This is a genomic window from Stenotrophomonas sp. ATCM1_4 (assembly GCF_004348115.1).
GTDB lineage: Bacteria > Pseudomonadota > Gammaproteobacteria > Xanthomonadales > Xanthomonadaceae > Stenotrophomonas > Stenotrophomonas capsici.
Genome location: NZ_QPFB01000001.1, coordinates 2,560,176 through 2,585,811, shown reverse-complemented (window position 1 = coordinate 2,585,811; position 25,636 = coordinate 2,560,176). Strand labels below are relative to the sequence as shown.

The window sequence follows — 25,636 nt, the reverse complement described above, 5'->3', positions numbered from 1 at the left end:
GCCTCACCCGCTGGCCGCCGCGGTATCGGGCCGCGGCGCGCGTCGGCCCGGACGCAGGCGTTGCAAGGGTTGCTCGAGCCAGCGCCAGGAGGCCCAGCCGGCGCCGATGCAGGCCAGGACGGTGAGCGCGATGAAGGCCCCGGACTGGCAGGGGCCGTGGTTCCAGCCGCTCGCCTGCCAGAGCCGCCCGGCGGCGGAGATCACGAACACATGGCTCAGGTACAGCGAGTAGGAACTGTCGCCGATCCGCAGCAATGGAAGCGGGACCCGGGGCGATCCGGCACGTTCCCAGCGCACCAGCCCCAGCGTGAGCAGGGCCGCCGGCAGGCCGAAGGCACACAGGCGCATTGCCATGGAAGGGGGCGGGCCGCCGGCTTCGGACAACAGCAGCATCGCGCCGGCCAGGCCCAGCGCACCGGCAACGGCCACCGGCAAGGCCATGGGTGCAGGCAGGTGCCTCCAGTACAGCCCGACCAGTGCGCCGGCAATGAATTCCAGTGTCAGCGGGTTGCTGGCGACCTGCTGCCATGGCGCACCGGCATCGAGCAGGAAGTGCGCTGCCAGGGTCAGGGCACCCCAGCCAAGCAGCAGTGCGGGCAACCAGGTCTCGCGCGCGAAGGCGATCATCCCGGCCATCACCAGGTAGAAGAACATCTCGTGGATCAGGGTCCAGCCGACGGTCAGCAGGGGCAACTGCGGCTGTGGCCAGAGCAGGTACGAGGCCAGCACGCTCTGCTCCTGGTAGGCACTGTTGGCGATGCCCGGGGCGACCAGCATCAGCACCACCACGACGGTGGTGTAGAACCAGTAGGGCGGCAGCACGCGCCAGCTGCGTCGCACCAGAAAACGCCCGGCCTGACGCGGCGAGCCATAGCTGCCGGCGGCGATGGTGGTCATCACGAAACCGGACAGCACGAAGAACAGGTCCACGCCACTGTCGGCATGGCGGATGAAGCCCGGCAGCAGCGGTATGCCGGCGGTGTACTTGGCCTCCACGATCTGCAGGTGGAACAGCACCACCAGCAGGGCGGCAATGGCGCGCAACGCCTGGATGGAATGAAAAGGGCGGGTGGCCATCACGACGGGGAAGCTCAGAGTGTGCGGACTCTAGCATCGTGCCCGCGCCGCGTGTTGCGGGTGGACGGCGCCGCCGGCCGCCACGGTTCAGCGGCCGGAACAAGGCCTGCACGGGTGCGGCACGGGCCCTGCCGCCGCCTGTGGTGGGGCGGCGGCGGGCAACGGCTCAGAAGCGCGCGTTGAGCGAGATCCAGTAGCTGCGACGCTGCTCCTTGACCGCGTAGTCGTCCACGCAGCTGTACTCGCTGGGCGAGGTCAGCAGGCACGACTGCGAAACGAAGTCCTTGTCGAACAGGTTGTTCACGCGTGCGTTGAAGGTCAGCCAGGGGGTGGCCTTCCAGCTGCCGCCGAGATGGAAGAGGGTGTAGTCCTCGTAATAGCGGGTCTGCGGGTTGCCGTTGGCGTCCGGCAGGGTGTCGCGGTAGCGGTCGTAGCGGCCTTCGCCGATCAGCGACAGGCTCAGCGCATCGCTGATCTGCCAGTTGAGGCTGGCATTGGCCATGTGCTTGGCGGGGTTGCCGGCGATCGGCAGGCCCTTGCCGGTGCCGCTGGTCTGCTCGCTCTTGGTCCAGGTGTAGTTGCCGCGCAGCTGCAGGTTGGCGAGCAGGTCGACATGGCTGGCCAGCTCGACGCCGCGGGTCTCGGCCTTGTCCAGGTTCACGCTCTGGCCGAAGACGCTGTAGCCCAGCGCTGCCCAGCCCGGGCCGACATCGACGCAATAGCCACCGCCGGCCGGGGCGACCTCGCAGTTCGGGTAGCTGCCGCCGCTGGCGATCTTGTCCTCGAAGCGGTTGAAGAAGGCGGTGGCGTTGAAGCCCCAGCGCTCACCCTCGTAGTAGCTGGCGATCTCGTAGTTGGTGCTGGTTTCCGGCTTGAGGTTGGGCGAGCCCACCATCGGGATCACGCCCTGGCCGCCGAAGCCGGTGACGCCGGGGAACAGCTGGTCCGGGCGCGGGGTCTTGTAGCCGGTGCTGATACCGCCCTTCACGGTCCAGGCATCGCTGGCGTTCCACACCAGGTAGGCGCGCGGGCTGACATGGCTGCCGAAGATGTTGTGGTGGTCATAGCGCAGGCCGAGCGTGGCGGTGAGGCGCTCGGCCAGCGACCAGTTGTCCTCGGCGAACACCGACCAGGTGCGGTGCTTCTGCTTGACGTTGTCCTTGTAGCCGCCGCCGTCCATGCCGAACACGCCGTCGGTCATGTCGGTGTTGTTGTACTGGCCTCCCAGGGTGAGCTGGTGTGCGCCGAACTGCAGGTCCAGCAGGGTGTCCAGCACCAGCGCGTCCAGTTCCATGGTGCGCAGCGGGCGCGGCAGGAAGGCCTGCAGGCGGGCGCGTTCGGCATCGTTGAGGATCGAGACGTTACCGTTGGTCATGTTGCAGTTGGCGGCCTGGCCGCGGCGGCTGCAGACGTCGTTCCACAGGGTCTGCAGGCCGGCGCGCTCTTCCAGCGTCAACGGCAGCGAGCGACCGAGGTTGTTGCTCTGGGTGCGGGCCAGGCTGGTCTGCCAGGTGCCGAAGTCATAGCGACCTTGGTGGGTCAGGGCGAGCTGGTCCAGTTCGTAGCGCTGGTAGGCGGTATAGCCCACGCGCGGCTGCACCACGCGGCGGCTGGTGGTGCCGCCACTGCCGTTGGGAATGGTGGCCACGCCGCTGCGCCACAGGCTCTCCAGTCCGTCCAGGGTGCCGGTCTGGCCCTTGCTGTTGTCGTACTTCTGGCGGGAGAGGTCATAGTCCAGCCACAGGCTGTGGTTCTCCGACACGCTCCAGTCCAGGCGCATGCCCGTGTTCCAGTTGGTGTTGGCCACGGCCTTGCCGCCGCCGCCGAAACCGAGCGCGCGCTCCCAGCTGCTGCCATCGGGCAGCGGCAGGGCCGACCACTCCGGCGAGGATTCGTCACTGTCATACCAGCTGCCGCGCACGGTCAGGCCCAGCGTGTCCTTGACCAGCGGGCCGCTGAGATACAGGTCGCTGGTGCGGGCGTCGCCGAACTGGCTGTCCTGCTGCACGGTGAAGCCCTGGGTGAACGAACCGCTCCACTGCCCCTTGTTGCGGCGGGTGATGACGTTGATCACGCCGCCCATCGCGTCGGCGCCGTACAGCGTGGACATCGGGCCGCGCACCACTTCGATGCGTTCGATGGCATCGAGCGGCGGCAGGTAGGCGAACTGGCCGCCGCCGAAGTTGTTGGGGTACAGGTTGCCGACGTTGCTCTGGCGGCGGCCGTCGATCAGGACCAGGGTGTATTCCGAGGGCATGCCACGCATGGAGATGGTGGCGCGGCCGTTCTTGTCGGTGGTTTCCATGCCCACGTCGATGCCTTCGACGTCACGCAGTGCGTCGATCAGGCTGGTGTAGGGGCGCAGCGCGAGTTCCTCGCGGCTGACCACGCTGATGCTGGCCGGCGCATCGACGATCTTCTGTTCAAAGCCGGCGGCGGTGACCACCACCTTGTCCAGCGTGGTGGGGGCCCCGGTGCCACTGGCGTGGGCGGAGACGGACAGCGCGCCGAGCACGGCGGCGGTGAGCAGGTGGCGGGAAACGGACGCACGACGACGATGGCTGGCAGCCATGGAAGCAACCTCGGGAAAGATGGATGAGCGGTGCGCAGGCCGGTGCCACACGCGTTGGCGTGCGGCCGCTGCTGCGGCAGGAAGGAGCAGGGAGCCAGGGCCGGACCCGGCCCGTGGTGACGCGGTCAGGCCAGTGGCGGTGCCTGCCCGCGCTGTTGGCGCGGACTGTGCAGGGCGGGCGGGGCTTGATGCGATGCGGCGGGGATCGGCACGGGTGCGACGGCGCGTGCAACGGCGGCACGACGCGGCAGGAACCCGGGATGGGGCAGGGCGGCACGCGCCGCATGCAGGGGGGCGGCCCGGCGCAGCTTGGCCGGGCCCTGTTCTTCGAGCGGGGTTTCGCCACGTTCCTCGCCCGCCGTGGCGCAGGTGCTCTGGGCGCCGCCCAGGCGTGGCAGGTGGGTGCCGTGCTGCCACAGCGAGGCGAGCAGCGACAGCAGCAGCAACGCGCACAACGCCACCGGGCGGATCGCGCTGGCGCGATGCGCGACGATGGCCACGTCCTGTTGGCGCTGCAGCTGGTACACGTGAAATCCCCGGTGATGCGCACGACAGGAAGGCCATGCGTTTCGGGCGGGAATTTTAGATGGGACGCGTTAGCCTTTGCAAATGATAACCACTATCAATGATGGTTGTTGGCCATCACATCGCCTGACCTGCAACCAGGGCACGGATCGCCGCATGGGGCGAGGCCGCCAGTTGTGGACGGATTGCCGCCATGAATGAGGGGCTGCCATTGGCCAATGCCTTCCTCAGCCAGTGCACGGCGGCATCCACCTCGCCGGCCGCCAGCAGCAGGGAAGCGTGGCTGGCCTGGCCACGGAAGTCGCCGGCTTCGGCCGAGCGCAGGTACCAGGCAGGTGCGGCGGCGGGATCGGCGGCGACGCCGCGGCCTTCCTCCAGGCAGCGGCCGACCAGGTTCATCGACTTGGCGTGGCCGGCCTGGGCGGCACGCAGGTAGAGCGCATAGGCGGCGACCTCGTCCCTGGCCAGCCCGCGTCCGGTGGCAAGCAGATTGGCAAGGTTGTACATCCCCCAGTCCAGGCCACCATCAGCGGCCTGGCGATACCAGACCGCGGCCAGTTCATGGTTGACCGGCGTACCGTGGCCGAGCTCGTGGCAGCGGCCGAGCATGTTCATCGCCTGCGCCAGTCCACCATTGGCGGCGCGCTCGAACCAGGCCATGCCCGCCCCGGCATCGATGTCGCGGCCACGGCCTTCCATGCAGGCTTGGCCGAGCAGGAACTGGGCCAGTACCTCACCGCGCTGCGCGCGCTGCTCGAGCTCGGCCATGACCATGGCCGGGTTGTCCGGGAGTTGCCGCAGCAACGACTGGAGGTCCTGCAGCGCGGTGCTCACGCTTCGGCCCATTGCCGCAGCAGGTTGTGGTAAACGCCGGTCAGGCTGACCAATGATGGGTGCTGGGGATGGTCGCCGGTGAGGCCACGGATGGACAGGTCCAGCTCCCACAGCAGGCGGCGATGGCCATCGTCGCGCACCATCGACTGGATCCAGAAGAACGATGCCAGGCGCGCACCGCGCGTCACCGGGGTCACCTTGTGCAGGCTGGTGCCGGGGTACAGCACCATGTGCCCGGCGGGAAGTTTGACCCGCTGGTTGCCGTAGGTGTCCTCGATGACCAGTTCGCCCCCGTCGTACTCATCCGGATCGGACAGGAACAGCGTCGCCGACAGGTCGGTGCGGACCGGTTGCGGGTCATCGGGCCGGCTGATGTGGTCGTAGCGGATGGCGTTGTCGACGTGGAAGCCGAAGGTTTCGCCTTCGCGGTAGCAGTTGAACAGCGGTGGGTACACGCGTCGCGGCAAGGCGGCGGCGAAAAAGGTGTCGTTGCGGCCGATGGCATCCAGGACCATCGACCCCAGCGCACGCGAGACCGGATCGGATTCGGGAAGCTGCAGGTTCCGCTTGGCCTGCGCCGACTGGTAGCCGGCGGTGGCCTTGCCGTCGGCCCAGCCGGCATCCTGCAGGCGCTGGCGGGCGAGTGCGACCTGTTCGCGCGTGAGTACGTCGGGGATGTGCAGCAGCATGAGTATTCCCTTGATGCGAAGCCCCCGGCACGAGGCCGGGGGCGGATGGAGCGGTCCAGCGCGATCAGAACGTGACGTTCAGTGCCAGCGTGGCCGAGCGGCCCGGGGCGATGCTGGCGTAGTGCGAAGCATACGCCTTGGTGAAGTACACCTTGTCGCTCAGGTTCTGCACGTTCAACTGCAGGCTGATGTTCTCCTGGATGGCGTAGCTGGCCATCGCGTCCCAGCGGGTGTAGCTGGGGATCCACTTGAGGTTGGCAGCGTCACCGTACTGCTTGTCCGAATAGGTGGCACCGGCGCCGAGGGTCAGGCCGAACGGGAAGCTGTAGGTCGTCCACAGGTTGGCGCTGTGCTTGGCGGTGTTCGGGAACTGGTTGCCGTTGTTCGGCGACGGGATCCACACGCCCGGTGCCGGGCAGCCGGTGCGGCTGGAGACCGAGCAGGTGAAGCCATTGTCCTTCAGCTCCGAATCCAGGTAGGTGTAGCCGCCGTAGACACTCCACGCGTCGGTCAGCTGGCCGGTGAAGCCCAGCTCGAAGCCGTCGATGACCTTCTTGCCCGCGTTCTGGGTGGTGCCGTTGTCGATCACCACGCGCGCGTTGTTCAGCTCGGTGTGGAAGAGGGCGGCGGTCAGGTTCAGGCGGTTGTCGAACAGGTCCCACTTGGTGCCCAGTTCGAGGTTCTTGGTCTCCTGCGGCTTCAGGTCGGCGTTGGCGGCATTGATGCCGTCCGAGCCGTCACCACCGTCCATGCCCGGCGGGGTCGAGGAGGTGCCGTAGGACAGGTAGATGCTGCCGTTGGAGACCGGCTTGAACACGACGCCGGCCTGGTAGTTCACGAAGTCGTTGTCGTTGTTGAACACCGTGGGGGCCTTGCCGAGCACCGGGGTGACCTGTTCGGTGGAGTAGTCGTCGTAACGCAGGCCCAGGTTGACCGACCACTGCGCGTTGAACTCGATGGTGTCGAACGCGTAGACCGACTTGGTCTTGGTGGTCTGGCGGACGTCCAGCGCCTTGTTGCTGCGGTAGACGATCTGGTTGGCCGACCACGGGTCGTTCGGGTTGGGGTTGTTGAAGTCGGTGCAGTTGTAGCCGGTGGCCGGACCGGTGGTCGGGCAGGCGGTGCTGCCGGTGAGCGGATTGTTGGTGCCCGGCGTCATCTGGTAGGTGCCGCGGGTCATCTTCTCGTCGCTGTACTCCACGCCGATGCTGTAGCTGTGCTTGAGCGAGCCGGTGGTGAAGCTGCCGGTCAGGCTCAACTGGTCGGTGAAGTTCTTCAGGTCGACGGCGCGGGCGTTGGTACGGCGCCACAGGGTGCCGTACAGGTTCGGGTTGCCCTTGCTGTCGTCCGGCTGGGTCCACAGGTAGTCGTTGCTGGTGTTGCCCAGGCGCGCGATGTTGCGCAGCTTGTGGTCGCCGAAGTCGTAGCTGGCGTCGATGGTGCTGATATCGGCGCGGGTGCGCTGGAAATCGCGGTCCTTCAGGCCGTAGTAGTTGTTGCGGTCCGGCACCAGCGGGCTGCCGTCGCCGTTCTTGGCGACGTTCGGGCCGCTGCTGAAGGGGTTGCTGTACGGGAAGCCGCCGGCATCGGGCAGGTCGTCGGTTTCCATGTGGTAGTGGCCCACGATCAGCTGCGCCGGGCTGTTCAGGCCGAACGCGATCGACGGCGCAATGCCCCAGCGATCGACGTTGGCGGCGTCACGGCCAGCAATGTCGGACTGGTGCTTCATCAGGTTCAGGCGGGCAGCGATGCCGTCACCGAGCACGTAGTTGCTGTCCACGGTGCCGCGCGCGTAGCTGTCGGTGCCCGCGCCCATGCTGACGCTGGTCTCGTTCTTCAGCTTCGGGGTCTTGCTGACCAGGTTGAGGCTGCCACCACCGGAATCACGGCCGCCGTAGGCCGAGCTCGGGCCCTTGACCACTTCCACCTGCTCAAGGTCGAAGATCTCGCGGGTCTGCGAGCCGACGTCGCGCAGGCCGTCGACGAAGATGTTGCTCTGCGAGTCGAAGCCACGGATGAAGGGGCGGTCGCCGGTCGGATTGCCGCCTTCGCCGGCACCGAAGGTGATGCCCGGAACCATGCGCAGGGCATCCTGCAGGCTGGTCGCGCCGGTTTGCTGGATCAGCTTCTCCGAGACGATGGACACGGACTTCGGGGTGTCGAGCAGGTCAGCGGTGAACTTCGGCGAAGAAGGGGCGAACCAGCTGCCGCGGACCTGCACCTTGTCCAGGTCGGTGGCCTTGCGCGGGTCGGCGCTATTGTCGGCGCTGTCGGCGGCGTGGGCAGCCAACGGGGCGATGGCGATCAGGAGGGCGGACGTCAGCGGAGTGCGAGCAGGGTTCATTGCAAAGACTCTGTGGGTAGGCGAAAGGATGGCGACGGCAGGGAGCCGGCGCGGAAAGCGGAAACGGGGGATCAGGCAGACGCGTGGCCGGCGACAGCCGGAACCGGCGTGGATACGGGCTCAGGCCCGCGGAGGGGCGTGGCCGCGATTGATCAGCAGGTAGGGCGCACGCGGATAGCGATGTGCGCTTTCCAGTGCCTGGCGCAGGCGGGTATCGGTCGCTGCGTTCAGGAACGTGCGGCTGGGCGGTGCCGGCAGGGGCCGGAGCGGCAGGCTGCCGGTGGACGCGGGGCGTGGCCGCGCGCTGCGCAGGCTTTCGGCCCCGGACTCGGAAATGGCGGCCATGTCCGGCAGGTCGCCGGGCTGGCCACCGCCGGGGAGGGCACTGACCAGGTCGACGGACGCGCTGGGTGCCAACGCGCCGGGCGCGGCCACGGCATGGCCGAGCATCGCCCAGGCGATCAGCAGGCCCAGTGCCAGCATCAGCCACGGCTGGCGCTGCCGCAGCTGGGCGGCGAATCGCTGAATGGCCATGGCGCTGGAAGCGGGCATCGAAGACAGGCGTGTTAAGAAATCATTGCAGGACGCAATGGATGCGCATCTTATTGAGAATTGTTTGCGTTATCAATATTGAGTGGGCCGGCCGGGCCATGACGCCAGGCGAATCACCCGGGCAGGCGCTGCCCGGCCGGCAGGCCAAAGGGGGAGTGAGGAAGGGGGCGTGGCAAGCTGCCGACGGCCGCCAGCCGCGTGCCGGCCCCCGCGTCAGGGGCCGGCGGCCAGACGGCCGTTGCCCGGTGCCCTGTCGGGCGAGCGGCCTCCGCCGTGTCGGCGGGTGAGGCCTGCGGGCTCAGTCGCGGTCGTCGCGCGACCAGATGCCGCCGTGTTCGCGCTTGACCGGGAACTTGGGCACCGGGGAATAGGCCGGCGCGCACAGGACGCGGCCATCGCGGATGTCGAAGCGGGCTCCGTGCAGGATGCACTCGATGCTGCCCTCGGCCGCGTCGATCACGCCGGAGGACAGTTCGAACTCCTCATGGCTGCACTGGTCTTCCAGGGCGTACAGCTCGCCATCGAGGTTGAAGACGACCAGCGGGGTACCGGTGACCTCGTCGAAGGCGGTCTTCATTTCCCCGGGCAGCAGTTCCTCGCTGGCGCAGATGAAGGTCCAGGTCTCGCTCATGCCGCCGCTCCCAGCGGCTTCTCCAGCACTTCGAACTGCAGGTCATCGCGCTTGGGCAGGCCGTAGCGGGCATCGCCGTAGGGGAAGGGCTTCTTGATGCCGGTGCGGACGTAACCGCGGCGTTCGTAGAAGGCGATCAGTTCGTCGCGGCAGTCGATCACCGTCATCTGCATGGTCGGCAGCTGCCACTGTTCGGCGGCAAAGCGCTCGGCGTACTGCATCACCTGCTTGCCGACGCCGCCGCCCTGCGCCTTGGGGTTGACCGCGAACATGCCGAAATAGCCGTGGCCGTTCTCATCGGCGACATGGCAGCAGGCCATCAGCTGGCCGTCCTGTTCGGCCAGCAGGACCACGCTGCGCGCGCGGTTGATGTCGGCCAGGATGCCGTCGGCGTCCACGCGCTGGCCATCGAGCAGGTCGGCCTCGGTGGTCCAGCCGACGCGGGAGGCATCGCCACGGTAGGCGGAAGTCACCAGTTCAATCAGGGCCGGGATGTCGGCGGCGGTCGCGGTACGGAAAGTCAGCTCGTTCATCCCCACATTCTAGTGCGCGCGAGGCGAAGGGGAAGCGGCGGTGCACGGCGCGGCCGGGAACGAGGCGGCGCGTGGCCGGGGTGTCCGGAGACAGCGCCGCGCGTGGCTCGGCACTACCGCATTGCGCCCTCCCTTTCGCGCGGCGAAGGGGGAGGGCTTTCGCGGCCGCTCCTGGCCTCAGCCCAGCAGGGTGCGGACCTTCTTCAGGGCCACCATGAACGACTCGATCTCGTCATGCGTGTTGTAGAAGGCCAGCGAGGCGCGGCAGGTGGCGGCGACGCCGTAGTACTGCAGCAGCGGGTGCGCGCAATGCTGGCCCGAACGCACGGCCACGCCCTGCAGGTCGAGCAGGGTGGCCAGGTCGTGCGAATGCGCGCCTTCGACCAGGAACGACACCACCGCCGCCTTGTGCGGCGTGGTGCCGAAGATGCGCACGCCGTCGATGCGTTGCAACTCCTCGGTGAAATGCGCCAGCAGCGCCTGCTCGCGGTCGGCGATGTGGTCGCGGCCAAGCGCGTCGAGGTAGTCCACCGCCACGCCCAGGCCGATGAAGCCGGCGATGTTCGGCGTGCCGGCCTCGAACTTGTGCGGGGCATCGTTGAACACGGTGCCGTCGAAGCTGACTTCCTTGATCATCTCGCCACCGCCCAGGAACGGCGGCATTTCCTGCAGCAGCTCGCGGCGTGCCCACAGTGCGCCGGTGCCGGTCGGGCCGCACATCTTGTGCCCGGTGATGGCGTAGAAATCGCAGCCGATGGCCTGCACGTCCACGCGCAGGTGCGGGGCGGCCTGCGAGCCATCCACCACGGTGACGATGCCGCGCCGGCGTGCCTCGCGGCAGATCTCGCGCACCGGGTTGATGGTGCCCAGCACGTTGGAGACGTGGGTCACCGCCAGCAGCTTCACCTCGGGGGTCATCGCCGCGTGCAGGGCATCCAGGTCCAGCGAACCGTCGGGCAGGATTTCGGCCACGCGGAGGGTCGCGCCGGTACGCTGCGCCACCAACTGCCACGGCACGATGTTGGCGTGGTGTTCCATGCGCGAGACCAGGATCACGTCACCGGTCTTCAGGCGCGGCAAGGCCCACGAGTAGGCCACCAGGTTGATCGCGAAGGTGGTGCCGCTGCACAGCACCAGCTCGTCGCTGCGCACGTTGAGGAAACGCGCCAGCTTGGCGCGCGCGCCTTCGTACGCTTCGGTGGCTTCGGTGCCCAGCGCGTGCACGGCGCGACTGACGTTGGCGTTGTAGCGGCGGTAGAACTCGTCCACCGCGCCGATCACCTGCAGCGGCTTCTGCGCGGTGTTGGCGTTGTCGAAATACACCAGCGGCTTGCCGTTGACTTCACGCATCAGCAGCGGGAAATCGGCGCGCACGCGGTCCCAGTCCGGAGCGGTGGCCGAAGGGTGGATCGGGCGCGGGGAGGAAAGGTTCATGCCATGCCAGCCTGTTGCAGTGCCTGGTCCAGGTGCCGGGCCAGCTTCTCGGTGAGGATGCCATCGACCGCGGCGAGCGGCTCGTGGCAGAACGCCGCGCTGAGCATGGCGCGGGCCTGCTCGGCCGGCACGCCACGGGTGCGCAGGTAGAACAGCGCATTGGCGTCGAGCTGGCCCACGGTGGCGCCATGCGCGGCCTTGACCTCGTCGGCATCGATCACCAGCGTCGGCTGGGTGTCGATCTCGGCGTCGGCGGACAGCAGCAGGTTCTTGTTGGACAGGTTGGCATCGGTGCCATCGGCGCCTTCGCGGATGTTGATGCCGCCATGGAACACCACGCGGCTGCGGTTGGCGGCCACGCCGCGCCAGACCAGCTCGGCGCTGGTGTCGCGGGCAATGTGGTCGATGCCCAGGCGGGTGTCGATGTGGCGACGGCCATTGCCCAGCAGCACGCCGTTGGCGACCAGCCTGGCGTTGTCACCTTCCAGGCGCACGTTGAGCTCATGGCGGGTCAGCGCCGCGCCCAGTTCCAGGTCGATGCGACGGTACTGCGCGTCGCGCGCAAGCACGGCGTCGGTGCGCAGCAGGTGGGTATCGCGGCTGCTGCCGGCCTGCACGCGGGCGTGCGCCAGCTGGGCATCCTGGGCCAGGTGGACATGGACCAGGGTGTTGTCGAAGTTGGCGCTGTCGCCGTCGTGCAGGTGATGCTCGACCAGCCGGAGCGAGGCCCCGCGGCGCAGCTCCACCAGGTGCCGGTGGTGCCACACGCGGTCGCTGCCGTCGCCGGTGCTGATGAACACCAGGTGCAGCGGGGTATCGCTGTGGACGCCGTCGGCCACCTGCACCAGCACGCCTTCATCGGCGAGCGCGGCGTTGAGCTGGGCGAAGATTTCCTCGGCGCGGTCGAAGCGGCGGCCAAGGAAGCGGACGGCTTCCGGCTCCTGCTGCTTCACCGCCGACAGGGTGCGTACCTGCACGCCCGCATTCACGCCTTCCAGGTCGCTCAGGTCGCTGCTGGGGCGGCCGTTGACGAACACCAGGCGCGGGGTGGGGATGTCGGCCACCTGCGCGGCATCGATAGCCGGTGCCTGCAGCGGAGCAGCGCTGAAGCTGCGGCGTTCGAACTGGCGCAGCGAGGTGTACTTCCAGGCCTCGCTGCGCGCGGCCGGCAGGCCGGTCTTCAGCGCGGCCTCGAGCAGTTCGGCGCGTTCGGTGCTGCCGCAGAAGCCGGCGGCCAGGGAATCCAGCAGGGCGCTCATTACTTGGCCGCCTCGCGCACCACGCGGTCCTTCAGGAAGTCGTAGCCGTGTGCTTCCAGCTCCAGCGCCAGTTCCGGGCCACCGCTCTTGACGATGCGGCCATTGGCCAGCACGTGCACCACGTCCGGCTTGATGTAGTCGAGCAGGCGCTGGTAGTGGGTGATGACCAGGAACGAGCGCTCCGGCGAACGCAGCGCGTTGACGCCGTCGGCCACGCTCTTGAGCGCGTCGATGTCCAGGCCCGAGTCGGTCTCGTCCAGGATCGCCAGCTTCGGCTCCAGCACGGCCAGCTGGAAGATCTCGTTGCGCTTCTTCTCGCCACCGGAGAAGCCTTCGTTGACGCCCCGGTGCAGCAACTCGTCCTTCAGGTGCAGCACGGCCAGCTTCTGCCGGACCAGCTTCAGGAACTGCATCGAGTCGAGCTCTTCCTCGCCGCGCGCCTTGCGCTGTGCATTGAGCGCGGCACGCAGGAAGTAGGTGTTGTTCACGCCGGGGATTTCCACCGGGTACTGGAAGGCCAGGAACAGGCCGGCGGCGGCGCGCGCTTCCGGTTCCAGCTCCAGCAGGTCGCTGCCTTCGAACTGCACGCTGCCTTCGGTGACCTCGTAGCCATCGCGGCCGGACAGCACGTTGCCCAGCGTGGACTTGCCGGCGCCGTTCGGGCCCATGATGGCGTGGACTTCACCGGGCTTCACGTCCAGCGACAGGCCCTTGAGGATTTCCTTGTCGCCGATGCTTGCGTGGAGGTTTTCGATCTTCAACATGAGGGTGCGGTCTTCAAATTTGAATGTGGGGCGGGGCGATCAGAGCTCGCCTTCGGCGCGGTCAAGGAAGGTGGCGCGCAGCCACTGGGTGCGCTGCCGGGTGAGTTCGGCCTTGTTGGCCGAGTACAGCATCGGGTACATCGAGCCATACAGAACGCGCGGGTTCTCGTCCTTGCCCACCGGGTAGCGTGCGTCGATGTCGGCATCACGCAGCTGGATCCACAGGCGTTGGGCGCTGCGCAGCTTGTCGATGGCCACCGGCTGGCCCTGCAGCTTCTGCATCACCTGCCGGTACACGGCGTTGAGCTCGGCATCGCTGGTGTCGGCTTCACGCGCGGCGCATTCGTTGATGTCCAGCTGGGTGCGGGCATCGTCGCAGGCCTTGCCCGGCGAGGCGGCCGAGGCCGCCACCGGCAGCAATGCCAGCAGGAGCAGGGGCAGGCGGCTCATCCGACCGAGCCTTCCAGCGACACTTCCAGCAGCTTCTTGGCTTCCACCGCGAATTCCATCGGCAGTTCCTTGAACACCTGCTTGCAGAAGCCGTCGACGATCATCGACACCGCGTTCTCCTGGTCGATGCCGCGCGCGCGGCAATAGAACAGCTGGTCATCGGAGATCTTGGAGGTGGTGGCCTCGTGCTCGACGGTGGCGCTGGGGTTCTTAACCTCGATGTAGGGGAAGGTGTGCGCGCCGCACTTCTTGCCGATCAGCAGCGAGTCGCACTGGGTGTAGTTGCGCGCGCCCTCGGCGTTACGGTCCACCTTGACCAGGCCGCGGTAGGTGTTCTGGCCGCGCCCGGCGCTGATGCCCTTGGAGACGATCTTGCTCTTGGTGCGCTTGCCGACGTGGATCATCTTGGTGCCGGTGTCGGCCTGCTGGCGGTGGTGGGTGAGCGCCACCGAGTGGAACTCGCCCACCGAGTCGTCGCCCAGCAGCACGCAGGACGGGTACTTCCAGGTGATGGCCGAACCGGTCTCCACCTGGGTCCAGGTCACCTTGGAGCGCGCGCCGCGGCATTCGGCACGCTTGGTGACGAAGTTGTAGATGCCGCCCACGCCGTTCTCGTCGCCCGGGTACCAGTTCTGCACCGTGGAGTACTTGATCTCGGCGTCTTCCAGCGCCACCAGCTCGACCACCGCGGCGTGCAACTGGTTCTCATCGCGCATCGGCGCGGTGCAGCCTTCCAGGTAGGACACGTAGGCCTTGTCCTCGCAGATGATCAGCGTGCGCTCGAACTGACCGGTGTTGTTGGCGTTGATGCGGAAGTAGGTGCTCAGCTCCATCGGCGACCGCACGCCCTTGGGCACGAACACGAAGCTGCCATCGGAGAACACCGCCGAGTTGAGCGCGGCGAAATAGTTGTCGCCCACCGGCACCACCGAGCCCAGGTACTTCTGCACCAGCTCGGGGTGCTCGCGGATGGCCTCGGAGATCGAGCAGAAGATCACGCCCTTCTCGGCCAGTTCCTTGCGGAAGGTGGTGCCGACGGAGACCGAGTCGAACACCGCATCGACGGCCACGCCGGCCAGCTTGGCGCGTTCGTGCAGCGGCACGCCCAGCTTGTCGTAGGTGTCCAGCAGTTCCTTGGGCACCTCGTCCAGCGACTTGTACTTCGGGCCCTTGGGCGCGGAGTAATAGCTCAGCGCCTGCAGGTCGATCGGGCCGATCTGCAGCTTGGCCCAGTCGGGCTGGCGCAGGGTGAGGAAGTGACGGTAGGCATCCAGGCGCCACTGGGTCATCCATTCCGGCTCTTCCTTCTTGGCCGAGAGGGCGCGGATGACGTCCTCGTTCAGGCCCGGCAGGAACGAATCGGATTCGATGTCCGTGACGAAACCGGCGTCGTACTTGCGACCCAGCTGTTCGTGGATTTCACGGTTCGGAGTGTCGGCGATGCCGACGTTTTCAATGGTCTCGGTGGCCATGGGGCTGCCTACGGTGGTTCAGGAGACGACGTCGGCGGTGATCCGTCGACGGTCGGCAAGCGGTAAGGGATGCAGCATCTGGGCCAGGGTGACGGCGCGCAGGGCGTCGCTGACGACATCGTTGATCAGCCGCCAGTTCGAGCGCACGCCGCACTGGCTGGCGATGCCGCAATGGCTCTGGCCCTGGCTGCATTCGGTGATCGCCAGCGGGCCTTCCATCGCCTCGACGACCTCGATCAGGGTGATTTCGCTGGCCGGACGGGTCAGCCGGTAGCCGCCGCGCACGCCGCGCAGGCCTTCCACCAGCCCGGCCTGGGCCAGGGGCTTGAGCAGCTTGCTGACGGTGGGCGGTTCCAGACCGGCGGCCTCGGCCAGCTCGGTCGCGCTCAGCACTTCGTCCGGCCGTGCGGCGAGCACGGTCATGACGACGGTGGCGTAATCGGTGAGCTTGGTGACGCGGAGCATCTCGGCAGGCGGGTTCAAAGCGGACCAAAATTGTACGCTTTGTCGCCGGTCGAGTCCAAGCGCCCTGTTCAGGCAGGGGCGGGGCAGGTGACGGCGGTGGCTGCCGTGGCCGGCGGCGGGTACCGGCACCGGGACGTGATCGCCGGGCGGGGGCGGTGTCCGCGGAGGGGCGCGATGGCCCGGCCCCGGTCCGGCGCGTACTTGGGTCATTGGCGCAGATGGGAGAGAATCTGCGCCTCTCATTCGTTTCCGGTCATTTACATGCCCAAGAAGATCCAGGCGCGCAAATCCAGCATCCATGGCAACGGCGTGTTCGCCGTGGCCGACATCAAGCAGGGCGAGCGCGTCATCGAGTACAAGGGCAAGCGCCGGACCCATGCCGAGGTGGATGCCGATGACACCGGCGACGTCGAGAGCGGGCATACCTTCCTGTTCACGCTGAACGAGGACTACGTCATCGACGCAAACCACAAGGGCAACGATGCGCGCTGGATCAACCACAGCTGCGACCCGAACTGCGAGGCGATGATCGAGGAAGCCGAGGGCGACGACCGCACCGCCGACAAGGTGTTCATCGAAGCCGTCCGCGACATCAAGCCGGGCGAGGAGCTGACCTACAACTACGGCATCACCTTGGCCGAGCGCCACACCGCGCGCCTGAAGAAGATCTGGGAATGCCGCTGCGGCTCGCCCAAGTGCACCGGCACGATGCTGCAGCCCAAGCGCTGATCCGCGCATCGATGGGGTGAATGAAGGGGCCGCCTGCGCGGCCCTTTCCCGTTGTGGCGTGGGCCGGGAGGGAATGCCGGCGGCGGGGCGTACAAACGCGGAAGGCCGCTTTCGCGGCCTTCCTGCCTGCATGCCGGAGGCGCTTACTTGCCCAGCAGGCCCTGCGGCACCAGATTGCCCAGGCCCTGGTTGAAGGTCACCGCGATGCGGCCGTTCTCGATGCCGACCGACTGTACCTGCAAGGCGCCCATCACCCGCGCGATGGTCGGGTCGATCTTGTAGATCGGTTCGCGGCGGGCGTAATCGGCCAGCCAACTGTTGAGCAGGCTGCGGGTGCTGGAATCCAGTTCGCCACCGGCCATGGCCGGGTTGAAGCGGTCGACGGTCGGCTGGTCCAGGTGGAAGCCCTGCGTCTGCGCGTCGTAGCGCAGGCCGCTGCTGATCTGCACCTTGCCGACTGGCATCGAGGTGCCACCGGCGGCCATGGCCAAGGCGAAGCCCAGGTCCAGGCGGTTGCCCTGCGGCAGGGTCAGGTGCGGCTCGCTGACCGTCAGCGCCAACAGGCCGCCTAGCGCCTTCTGCGTGCGCGGGAAGCTGCCGTCCAGATAGTCCTGCACGTCGCTGGCGCCCACGGTCAACTGCCGTCCGTTGACCTGCGGCGCGGCGTGGGCGGTGGTGGCCAGGGCCATGCAGGCGACGGCGGACAGGAGCAGGTGGCGCAGGTTCATGGGGTCAACTCGTGAGGGGACGGTGATGGGTGAGCACGATACCCGCTGCAGGTGAATACCTGGTTAGCGGCTTTTACTGCAATTCCACTTGTACGGACGCCGAGCTCAGTTCCCAGCCCGCGCCGTCGATGGTGCGGCGGACCCGGTACCAGCCCTTGTAGCGCAGCGGTGCCCCGTCCTTGGTCATGCGCAGGTCGACGGGGATTTCCAGGGCGCGATGTGGCGCTTCGCGATCCAGTGGCACGGCGGCGCGGGTGAGGATGCGCAATGACCCGGCATCAACCAGCATGCTGCGCAGGGCGGCATCATCGGGCTGCGGTGCCGGCTGGCCACCGGCCCACATGCGGTCGGCATTGGCACGGTCGGTCATCAGCAACTCCAGGTAGCGGTGCACGGTCATCTCCGGGGTGGTCTGCTCACCGCGCGAGGTGTCCGGGTCGGCCTGCCGCGCCGGGGCAGGTGCGGCGTCGATGGCGGTGGTTGCGTGCGCGGTGGTGCCGGTGTCGGTCGCGGAGGTGGTCGGGATGCTGCTGTCAGGATCATCGGTGGGCGTGCGCTGGCAGGAGCAGCCGGCCGTCAGCAGGACCAGGATCAACAGCGGAAAACCACGCATCGGCGCACCCTCTGCAAAAAGTGGAGGCCAGTCTACGTGCTGCCGTTCAGGAGCTGCCAGCCATTCAACCGGGCTGCTGCAGCTTTTCCAGCTTCAACAGCAGTTGGTCCAGTTCCGGCTGCAGGTTCTCCAGGGCGTTGCCGTGCCGGCCCGAAGCGGCCGACAAGCTGTGCAGCAGGCCGGTTGCGACCACCAGCGATGCGTCGTCGTTGGAGGGCAGGCGGCGTTGGCGCTGGGCCTGCTCGAACTGCTTCATCCAGCTGTAGGTGGTGCGCTGGTCGAACTCCAGCGTGCAGCGCCCGGTGCACTGCTGGCCATCGGTTTCGATGGGAGTGACGGTGATGCGATAGCGGTACGCGGTGCTGGACATGATGGCGTGGGGGATAGGGGGATGACCCCACCATAGGCCCGCCATCGGGGTGTTGCGAGGCGCCGGACCATGACGCTGTGTTCCAGTGTGCCCGGGTACGGCGTGGATGGAACGCAGTGGTGCGCCTACGCGCCATGAGCGCCCCCAAAAAGAAACGGGACGGCTTTCGCCGTCCCGTCCGGTTCGCCACAAGGGGCGCGCTGATCAGAGCGCGGCGTCCTTGAGCTTCTTGAGCGGACGAACCTTCAGCTTGGTGGTGGCCGGCTTGGCGGCGAACCACTGCTCTTCCTTGGTGAACGGGTTGATGCCCTTGCGCTTCGGCTTGGCCGGAACGTTCACGGTGCTGATCTTCAGCAGGCCCGGCAGGGTGAAGGAGCCAGCGCCCTTCTTGTTGACCGAGGCGGCAACGGCGCCTTCCAGGGCGGCGAACACAGCGCGCACGTCCTTGGCAGCGACGGAGGTGGCTTCGGCGATGTGGGCAACCAGACCCGACTTGGTCAGAGCTTCCTTGATCGGCTTCACTGCGGCCGGCTTGGCGGCAGCCTTGGTGGCGACTTTCTTCACTGCCTTCTTCGGGGCAGCCTTTTTAGCGGTCTTTGCCATGATTTCCTGTTCCGTGAACGGTTGGTTGTTTGGTCGTGCCGACCCCGTCGGCAAGCGAAATGTAGGGCATGAATTGCATGCCGCCAATAGGCAATCGACAAAAAAGCCCATAAAAATTGCTTCTGGCCGGTTTGTGCATGCTTCCACATGCCAAAACACAGGGGAAAACAGCATCGACAGGGATACAGTGCGGCGTCACCCGGCACGTCCACGGCAGGCCAGGTGATCGGCGACGCACCGCACAATGCGCTAACGAACGCTGTCTTAGGCTGGGCTGCCAACCACCACGAGGAGTTCCACCATGGGTATTTCGCGTCATGCCACCGCGCACTGGGAAGGTGACCTCAAGACCGGCCAGGGCCGCCTGGCCACGCCGCAGAGCGGGCTGCTGGAAAACACGCGCTACGCCTTCAGCACGCGCTTTGGCGAGGAGAAGGGCACCAATCCGGAGGAGCTGATCGCCGCCGCGCACGCCGGCTGCTTCACCATGGCGCTGTCGGCCAAGCTCAGCGAGGCCGGCTTCCCGCCCACTTCGCTCGATACCCGTGCCGACGTCGACCTGTCGATGGAAGGCGGGCCGCAGTTCTCGCAGATCCGCCTGAAGGTCAAGGCGGTGGTGCCGGGGCTGGACGAGGTACGCTTCCGCGCGATCGCCGACGACGCCAAGCAGAACTGCCCGGTGTCCAAGGCGTTGAGTGCGGTGCCGATCAGCCTGGAAAGCGAGTTTTCCGCCTGATCCAGGCAGGGGCTGGCGGGCGGGGAAGGGCCCGCCGGTCCGGTTCAGGGACGTTTCACCCGGCGCGCCCGAGCATCGCGCCATCCAACCACGGGGACCTGTTGCCATGTTTCGTTCGCTGCCTATCGCCGGTGTCCTGATCATGGCCGGCCTGTCCAGTTTTGCCGCGTCCGCACAGAACTACGACGACGGCCAGTACCGTCCCGGCTACCGCGATGACGATGGCCGCTACCGCGACGGCGGCTATGCCGGCGACAACGGGCCGGCCTACGACTACGCGCGGGTGGTGCGCGTGGACCCGATCATCGTCAGTGGCAACGGCGGCCGCAACGAGCGCTGCTACCAGCGCAGCGATGGCAGCTACGTGAACGAGGATGGCTACCGCGACACCGGCCGCTACAACGGCAATGGCTATCGCAACGACGGTTACGACGACCGCGGCAATGACAATGGCCAGTACCGCCAGGGCAGCGAGACCGGGCGCCAGATCGCCACGGTGATCGGTGGCCTGGCCGGCGCGATGATCGGTAGTCGCATCGGTGGTGGCGACGGACGCTACCTCGGCACCGCGGTGGGAACGATCGCCGGCGGCGCGGCCGGGCGCGCCATCTACGAAGCCAGCAACCGTGGCCCGGACTACCGCCGCGGCGACGTGCGCGTCTGCGAGCCCGGTGGCTATGGCAGCGAGAGCGAACGCGTGGACGGCTATGACGTGACCTACGAGTACGCCGGCCGCGAATACCACACCCGCCGTGACTACCACCCGGGCGAGCGCATCCGGGTACGGGTGGACGTCAACGCCGACTGAGGCAAGCCTGCGGCGCACGCCGCAGGCCGCGGTTTGTCATGCCTGCGGGATGGCGGCATAGTCGCCGGGTCCCGTTCAGGAGTGATCGTATGCGCCGTGTCGCCTGTCTTGCCCTGTTGCTTCCCTGCCTGTCCCTGAGCCCGGCCCAGGCCGAGGTCAAGGTGCTGGTGGCCGACACCATCCGTACCGGAGACCCGGCGCAGCCGGTGGTGGGTGCGATGGCCTGGGATGCGCAGACTGGCCGCGTGCTCAGCGTGGGCACGCGCGAGGCGGTGCTGAAGCAGCATCCGCAGGCACCCCGCATCGACGCCGGCAAGGGCACGGTGGTGCCGGGGCTGATCGACGCACATGCGCACCTGGTCTACTTGGGCAACACGCTGGCGCAGGCCGACCTGTCCGGCGCGCGCACCCGCGGCGAGGTGGTGGAGCGGCTCAAGGCATTCGAGAAGACCCTGGCGCCGGGAGAGTGGCTGCAGGGCCGTGGCTGGGACCAGAACCGGTGGGACAACACCGACTTTCCCACCGTCGCCGACCTGGATGCCGCCTTCCCGGAACGGCCGGTCTACCTGGACCGCGTCGACGGCCACGCCGGCTGGGTCAACAGCGCCGCGCTGCGCATCGCCGAGAAGGCGGGCAAGCCGTTGGCCGGGGACTGGCAGCCGGACGGTGGACGGATCGTGCGCGACGCCGCCGGCAGGCCGACCGGCGTGCTGGTCGATGCGGCCTCCAGCCTGGTCACCGCGCAGATCCCCGCACTGGATGACGCCGCCCGCGAGAAGCGCCTGCTGGCCGCGTTGCAGGCGGCGGTGAGCAACGGCCTGACCGGCGTGCACGACATGGGTGTTTCGCGCGAGGACCTGGCGTTGATGAAGCGCCTGGCCGACGCCGGCAAGCTGCCGTTGCGCATCGATGCCTATGCCGACGGCAACCAGGCCGCGCTGGATGACCTGTGCCGTGATGGCCTGTACCAGCATCCGGGCGGTCGCCTGGAAATGCGTGGCGTGAAGCTGTTCATGGACGGTGCGCTGGGCAGCCGCGGCGCGGCCCTGCTCGCCGACTACAGCGATGACCCGCACAACCGCGGCCTGCTGGTGACTTCGCCGGCCGATTTCGAGGTGGCGGTGCGCAAGGCCGAGGGCTGCAAGGTGCAGGTCGCCACGCATGCCATCGGTGATCGCGGCAATCGCATCGTGCTGGACACCTACGAAAAGGTGCTGGGCGCGCGCAAGGGCAGTGACCACCGCTGGCGCGTGGAACACGCGCAGGTGGTGTCGCTGGAGGACATTCCGCGCTTCGCCCGATTGGGCGTGATCGCCTCGATGCAGCCCACGCATGCCACCTCGGACATGGGGTGGGCCGCGCAGCGGGTGGGGCCGGAGCGCATCCTGGGTGCGTATGCCTGGCAGCGCTACCTGCACAGCGGGGCGCGGTTGGCATTGGGCTCGGATTTCCCGGTGGAGAACGTCGATCCGCGCCTGGGTCTGTACGCCGCGGTGACCCGACAGGACCGCGACGGCCAGCCGCCGGGCGGTTGGCAGCCCGACCAGCGCCTGAGCGCGGAGGAAGCGGTGCGCGGCTTCACCAGCGATGCGGCCTGGGCCGGACATGACGAAGCGCAGGTGGGCCGCCTGCAGGCGGGCCTGCGCGCCGACTTCGTGGTGTTCGACCGTGATCCGCTGACGGTGGATGCCGCGCAGCTGGATGACCTGAAGGTGTTGTCGACCTGGGTGGATGGCGAGCCGGTCTACACCGCCGAGGCCGCGCCGGCGGGTTGAGCCGGCGTCTGCCGGCAAGGTGCCAGCGGCCCACGCGCGCCGCTGGCACTGCCGCGGGAGGACAGGTCCGGTCCCGCGGTGAAGGGCGCGGTTTCCCTCAGGGGGATGCGGCGCCGCCGGGTTCGGCCGGCGCGTCATGCTGGTCGCGCAGTCGGCGCTTGTTGATCTTGCCCACGCTGGTCCGCGCGATGGTGTCGACGAAGCGCACCCGCTCGGGGATGGCATAACGGGAGATGTCGCCGGCTTGGCTGCGCGCGGTGACCAGCGCGATGATCTCCTGCTCGGTCACGTCGCGGCCGGCATGCGTGACCACCAATGGCAGCGGTCGCTCGCCCCACTTGGGATCGGCGACGCCGATCACCGCGACCTCGGAGACCCCGGGGTGCATGGCGATGATGTCCTCCAGCGCGAGCGAGGAAATCCATTCACCGCCCGTCTTGATGACGTCCTTGATGCGATCGGTCACGCGCAGGTAGCCGCCCGCGTCGATGTTGCCGATGTCGCCGGTGTGCAGGTAGCCGCCAGCCCACAAGGTGGCCGACGCGGCGGGATCGTGCAGGTAACCCTGGGTCAGCCATGGCGCGCGCACCACGACTTCGCCGGTGGCCTGGCCGTCGTGGGCGACCTCGTGCATGTCCTCGTCGACGATGCGCAGGTCCACCAGCGGGATGGGGATGCCGGCCTTGGTGCGCAGCGCGACATCGGCCTCGCCGTCGGCCAGTGCGTCGCCGTCGAGCTGGGCGACGGTGAGCACCGGGCAGGTCTCGGACATGCCGTAGCCACCGAAGATGTCGATGCCGCGCGCCAGCGCCTGCTGGGCCAGCACGCGTGGCAGTGCGGCGCCGCCGATGATGACCTTCCAGCCGCGCAGGTCGGTCTGCGCCGAGGCCGGGTCGTTCAGCAGCATGTGCAGGATGGTCGGCACGCAGTGCGAGAAGGTCACTTTCTCGCGGCCGATCAGCGCCAGCAGCCGCCCGGGCAGGTAGCGGCCCGGATAGACCTGCTTGATGCCCATCAGCGTGGCCACGTAGGGCAGGCCCCAGGCGTGGACATGGAACATCGGCGTGATCGGCATGTACACGTCGTCGCGGTGCAGGCGACCCTGCTGGTGCGCGCTGCCGAGCGTGGCCATCGCCGCCAGCGAATGCAGCACGAGCTGGCGATGGCTGAAGTAGACGCCCTTGGGCAGGCCGGTGGTGCCGGTCGTATAGAACGTGGTGGCGCGGGTGTTCTCGTCGAAATCCGGGAAGCGCGTGACCGGCCTGGCCTGTCGCAGGCCGGCCTCGTACTCCGCGGCGAAGCCATCGGGCAACGCGCCGCCTTCATCGTCGAGCAGGATGCGCGTGCGCAGCGCCGGCAACTGCCCGGCGATGCCGTCCAGCACCGGCAGGAACTCGCGGTTGGCCAGGATCACGCTGGCCCCGCTGTGCTTGAGCGTGTAGGCGATCTGTTCCGGGGCCAGGCGGATGTTCACCATCATCAGCACCGCGCCCATCATCGGCACCGCGAAGTAGCTTTCCAGGTAGCGGTGGCTGTCCCAGTCCATCACCGCGACGGTATCGCCGGGCTTCACGCCCAGCGATTGCAGCAGGCCGGCGAGCTGGCCGATGCGTGCCTGCAGCGTGCGGTAGTCATGGCGCACGTCGCCGTAGACGATCTCCTGCCCGGGCCGGGTTGCCAGCGGCGTATGCAGCAGTTGCTTGATCAACAGCGGGTAGGCGTAGGGACCGGATTCGGGCGGCGTGGTGGCGGGCATCGGCGATTCCTGGGGGCAAGGCAACGGGGTGTCAGCGACGGGAGGCCGCCGGGAGCGACAACTGTGCGGGCTGCAGCGGTGCTTCCGCGCGCGGGGTGGGGGTGATCAGTGCATCCTGGGGCAGGGGCTGCGCCGGGTCTTCGAGGTGGTTCCAGACCTGGTCCATGGCCGCGAACAGGTAGGGCAGCAGCGGCACATAGCGCTTGCGGTAATCCGGGAACGCCAGCAGCGAGTCGAAATGCTGCGCGTTGGCTACCCGCCAATAGGCGATCCGTGCGCCCGCCGCACGCGCCTGCGGCACGTAGCGGTCGCTGGTCAGGCTGATCGGCACCAGTCCGTCGTCGATGCCATGGATGACGACGATCGGCAGGCCCGGGCGGGGCGGATTGGCGGCTGCACGGGCAATGCCGGCGCGCACGCGCTCGGCACCTGCACCATCGTGGGTCCAGAGCGAGCGCAGGCAGGACAGGCCAGGCAGGGGATCCGCTGCGGGCAGCGCGTGATCGTCGTAGAGCAGCGTCACACCATTGCCTGGCGGGATGCCGCTGGCATCGCTCCACCAGGCTGCACGGACCTCGGGTGTCGCGATGCCGGGCCTGCCATCCGGGCCGGCGGCGGCGAAGGTGTACCCGCAGGGGTGATTGCCTGCGGCATAGCCACCATAGGCTGACGCATAGGTGGCGGCGATCGCTTGCCACAGATCAAATCCGGTCGAGAACGCGGCTGCGCGCAGGGCGGGTTCACTCAGGCCTGCGTTCGCCAACTGCTGCCATGCCGATCGCGCCTGGGCCTCTGTGTCCGCGCCTTGCACCTGTCCAATGGATGCCAGCACCGCGCAGCGCTGGATTCCGGCCGGTCGTGTCTGGGCCTGCGCGGGTGGCTGCGGCAGGTCATCGATGGCCAGCAATGCGCAAGGCATCAGCAGCGCGGCCTGGGTCACGAAATCGTAGAGCGGAGGGGCGCCTGCGACCGATACGTTGGGCTCACCGGCCACCATCGCATCAAACCAATCGCCTTCAATTTCGGCGGCGCGCAATACCGCGCCGCCGCCGTTGGATACCCCGACACCCAACGTGCGTGTGTTGGCCGGGGTGAAGGGTGCCGACTGCGGATAGGCACGGTCCAGCGCCTGCAATCCGAACTGCACGGCCTGCACGAGGTGCAGGCCCCAGTCGGCTTCCGGGTTGTCGCCCGAATGTGCGTGCTTGAACGCGACGCCATGCGCAGCGCTTCCCTTCGCGGGGACGAATGCCAACGCGCCATCGGCAGCCGGGGTGCCATCGGCCTGGAAGCCAATACCTGCGTCCAGATCGTAGTAATCGCTGCCGGCGCCCTTGTCCGTATAGGCCACCGCGCAACCGTGGGCCAGTCCCCAACTGCCGGCCACGGAAATCGCGCCGTAGATCCCGCGCGAACCGGAAGACGCCGTCGCGACCAGGCAGCGGCGTGCGGGGTCGAAGCTGTCCGGTATCTGCACCAGCACGCGGTGCGGCTGGCGGGCACCAGGGATGCGGCCGTAGGCGGAGAACTCGCGCCCCGGTGCGGGCTGGAACGTGCCGTAGATTTCACCGAAGCCGCCACCCGGGGTCAGGTCGGCGATGCCCCGCCAGCTGCTCCAGATCGCACGGCGCCGCGCTTGCTCTGCGGTGGGCGCGGTGGGCTTGGCGAATGCCGGCGGCGCGCTGGCGCGCAGGCCTTCAAGGCCGAGCCCGGCTGTCATCAGGTCATCGCTGCCGCGATGGGATGTCTCGCGCCATTGCTCGAACACCGGGGCGGCAGTGGGGGCGGTGGCGGCGTTCGCGACGGGGATGCAGCCATGCAGGATCGGCAGCACGGCGCAAAGCAGGGAAGCACGGCTGGGAATGTTCATCGCTCCACACTATCAATCCGGTCCGGGGATACCAGCGTACCTAGGTC

At 67.9% G+C, this 25,636-nt stretch carries 25 protein-coding genes; 4 read left to right on the top strand and 21 right to left on the bottom strand.

Annotated features, from left to right (window positions below):
- Positions 1-3: 3 nt before the first annotated feature.
- The 15 genes from ATCM_RS11830 to ATCM_RS11760 all read right to left on the bottom strand — a co-directional run bounded on the left by ATCM_RS11830 (position 4) and on the right by ATCM_RS11760 (position 15,601).
- A complete protein-coding gene (locus tag ATCM_RS11830; protein ID WP_132864720.1) occupies positions 4-1,077 on the bottom strand; it encodes an acyltransferase in 1,074 nt (357 codons plus the stop codon).
- A gap of 166 nt (positions 1,078-1,243) precedes the next feature.
- Complete coding sequence (locus ATCM_RS11825; protein WP_132864719.1) at positions 1,244-3,649, bottom strand: TonB-dependent receptor; 2,406 nt, start codon at positions 3,647-3,649, stop codon at positions 1,244-1,246.
- Between the two features lie 125 nt (positions 3,650-3,774).
- Positions 3,775-4,176: a hypothetical protein gene (locus ATCM_RS11820; protein ID WP_132864718.1), complete on the bottom strand. Its 402-nt coding sequence runs from the start codon at positions 4,174-4,176 to the stop codon at positions 3,775-3,777.
- 115 nt (positions 4,177-4,291) lie between these two features.
- Positions 4,292-4,948, bottom strand: coding sequence for a tetratricopeptide repeat protein (locus tag ATCM_RS11815; protein WP_165931242.1), 657 nt, complete (start codon positions 4,946-4,948; stop codon positions 4,292-4,294).
- A 56-nt stretch (positions 4,949-5,004) separates the two neighbouring features.
- On the bottom strand, positions 5,005-5,697 hold the full coding sequence (locus ATCM_RS11810) for a Fe2+-dependent dioxygenase (protein ID WP_132864716.1): 693 nt from the start codon (positions 5,695-5,697) through the stop codon (positions 5,005-5,007).
- Positions 5,698-5,761: 64 nt separating this feature from the next.
- The gene (locus ATCM_RS11805; RefSeq protein ID WP_132864715.1) at positions 5,762-8,041 is read right to left on the bottom strand and encodes a TonB-dependent receptor; all 2,280 of its coding nucleotides are present in this window, start codon (positions 8,039-8,041) and stop codon (positions 5,762-5,764) included.
- A gap of 120 nt (positions 8,042-8,161) precedes the next feature.
- The gene (locus tag ATCM_RS11800; RefSeq protein ID WP_132864714.1) at positions 8,162-8,575 is read right to left on the bottom strand and encodes a hypothetical protein; all 414 of its coding nucleotides are present in this window, start codon (positions 8,573-8,575) and stop codon (positions 8,162-8,164) included.
- A gap of 316 nt (positions 8,576-8,891) precedes the next feature.
- Positions 8,892-9,224, bottom strand: coding sequence for a non-heme iron oxygenase ferredoxin subunit (locus ATCM_RS11795; protein ID WP_132864713.1), 333 nt, complete (start codon positions 9,222-9,224; stop codon positions 8,892-8,894).
- Complete coding sequence (locus tag ATCM_RS11790) at positions 9,221-9,757, bottom strand: GNAT family N-acetyltransferase (RefSeq protein WP_132864712.1); 537 nt, start codon at positions 9,755-9,757, stop codon at positions 9,221-9,223. The genes ATCM_RS11795 and ATCM_RS11790 overlap by 4 nt, the downstream gene beginning before the upstream one ends.
- Before the next feature lie 177 nt (positions 9,758-9,934).
- Entirely contained in the window at positions 9,935-11,191 is a 1,257-nt protein-coding gene (locus tag ATCM_RS11785) for a cysteine desulfurase (protein WP_132864711.1), read from the bottom strand.
- Positions 11,188-12,450 carry a Fe-S cluster assembly protein SufD gene (gene sufD, locus ATCM_RS11780; RefSeq protein ID WP_132864710.1) on the bottom strand — a complete coding sequence of 421 codons (1,263 nt, stop codon included), beginning with the start codon at positions 12,448-12,450 and terminating at the stop codon, positions 11,188-11,190. The genes ATCM_RS11785 and sufD overlap by 4 nt, the downstream gene beginning before the upstream one ends.
- Positions 12,450-13,214: a Fe-S cluster assembly ATPase SufC gene (sufC, locus tag ATCM_RS11775; RefSeq protein WP_132864709.1), complete on the bottom strand. Its 765-nt coding sequence runs from the start codon at positions 13,212-13,214 to the stop codon at positions 12,450-12,452. Before sufC ends, sufD begins: the two co-directional genes overlap by 1 nt.
- 39 nt (positions 13,215-13,253) lie before the next feature.
- Positions 13,254-13,664, bottom strand: coding sequence for a lysozyme inhibitor LprI family protein (locus ATCM_RS11770; protein ID WP_132864708.1), 411 nt, complete (start codon positions 13,662-13,664; stop codon positions 13,254-13,256).
- A complete protein-coding gene (gene sufB / locus ATCM_RS11765; protein WP_132864707.1) occupies positions 13,661-15,136 on the bottom strand; it encodes a Fe-S cluster assembly protein SufB in 1,476 nt (491 codons plus the stop codon). Before sufB ends, ATCM_RS11770 begins: the two co-directional genes overlap by 4 nt.
- An 18-nt stretch (positions 15,137-15,154) precedes the next feature.
- Positions 15,155-15,601 carry an SUF system Fe-S cluster assembly regulator gene (locus ATCM_RS11760; protein ID WP_132864706.1) on the bottom strand — a complete coding sequence of 149 codons (447 nt, stop codon included), beginning with the start codon at positions 15,599-15,601 and terminating at the stop codon, positions 15,155-15,157.
- Between the two features lie 261 nt (positions 15,602-15,862).
- Between ATCM_RS11760 and ATCM_RS11755 the strand changes: the two genes are divergently transcribed.
- On the top strand, positions 15,863-16,330 hold the full coding sequence (locus tag ATCM_RS11755) for an SET domain-containing protein-lysine N-methyltransferase (protein ID WP_132864705.1): 468 nt from the start codon (positions 15,863-15,865) through the stop codon (positions 16,328-16,330).
- A gap of 143 nt (positions 16,331-16,473) precedes the next feature.
- Here ATCM_RS11755 and ATCM_RS11750 read toward each other — a convergent pair whose 3' ends face one another.
- The 4 genes from ATCM_RS11750 to ATCM_RS11735 form a co-directional block, all read right to left on the bottom strand.
- The gene (locus ATCM_RS11750; RefSeq protein ID WP_132864704.1) at positions 16,474-17,058 is read right to left on the bottom strand and encodes a DUF1439 domain-containing protein; all 585 of its coding nucleotides are present in this window, start codon (positions 17,056-17,058) and stop codon (positions 16,474-16,476) included.
- A 73-nt stretch (positions 17,059-17,131) separates the two neighbouring features.
- A complete protein-coding gene (locus ATCM_RS11745) occupies positions 17,132-17,671 on the bottom strand; it encodes a hypothetical protein (protein WP_132864703.1) in 540 nt (179 codons plus the stop codon).
- 64 nt (positions 17,672-17,735) lie between these two features.
- Positions 17,736-18,041, bottom strand: coding sequence for a DUF3861 family protein (locus tag ATCM_RS11740; protein ID WP_132864702.1), 306 nt, complete (start codon positions 18,039-18,041; stop codon positions 17,736-17,738).
- 204 nt (positions 18,042-18,245) lie between these two features.
- The gene (locus tag ATCM_RS11735; RefSeq protein ID WP_132864701.1) at positions 18,246-18,644 is read right to left on the bottom strand and encodes an HU family DNA-binding protein; all 399 of its coding nucleotides are present in this window, start codon (positions 18,642-18,644) and stop codon (positions 18,246-18,248) included.
- A 301-nt stretch (positions 18,645-18,945) separates the two neighbouring features.
- On the opposite strand from ATCM_RS11735, the gene ATCM_RS11730 reads away from it, so the two are divergent.
- From ATCM_RS11730 to ATCM_RS11720, 3 genes are all read left to right on the top strand, one after another.
- Complete coding sequence (locus ATCM_RS11730; RefSeq protein ID WP_132864700.1) at positions 18,946-19,380, top strand: OsmC family protein; 435 nt, start codon at positions 18,946-18,948, stop codon at positions 19,378-19,380.
- A 142-nt stretch (positions 19,381-19,522) separates the two neighbouring features.
- Positions 19,523-20,188: a glycine zipper 2TM domain-containing protein gene (locus ATCM_RS11725; RefSeq protein ID WP_132866151.1), complete on the top strand. Its 666-nt coding sequence runs from the start codon at positions 19,523-19,525 to the stop codon at positions 20,186-20,188.
- 89 nt (positions 20,189-20,277) lie between these two features.
- Positions 20,278-21,963, top strand: coding sequence for an amidohydrolase (locus tag ATCM_RS11720; RefSeq protein ID WP_132864699.1), 1,686 nt, complete (start codon positions 20,278-20,280; stop codon positions 21,961-21,963).
- Positions 21,964-22,060: 97 nt separating this feature from the next.
- Here ATCM_RS11720 and ATCM_RS11715 read toward each other — a convergent pair whose 3' ends face one another.
- Both ATCM_RS11715 and ATCM_RS11710 read right to left on the bottom strand, forming a co-directional pair.
- A complete protein-coding gene (locus ATCM_RS11715) occupies positions 22,061-23,719 on the bottom strand; it encodes a fatty acid--CoA ligase (protein ID WP_132864698.1) in 1,659 nt (552 codons plus the stop codon).
- Positions 23,720-23,750: 31 nt separating this feature from the next.
- Entirely contained in the window at positions 23,751-25,553 is a 1,803-nt protein-coding gene (locus ATCM_RS11710; RefSeq protein ID WP_165931172.1) for a 3-hydroxybutyrate oligomer hydrolase family protein, read from the bottom strand.
- Positions 25,554-25,636: the final 83 nt, after the last annotated feature.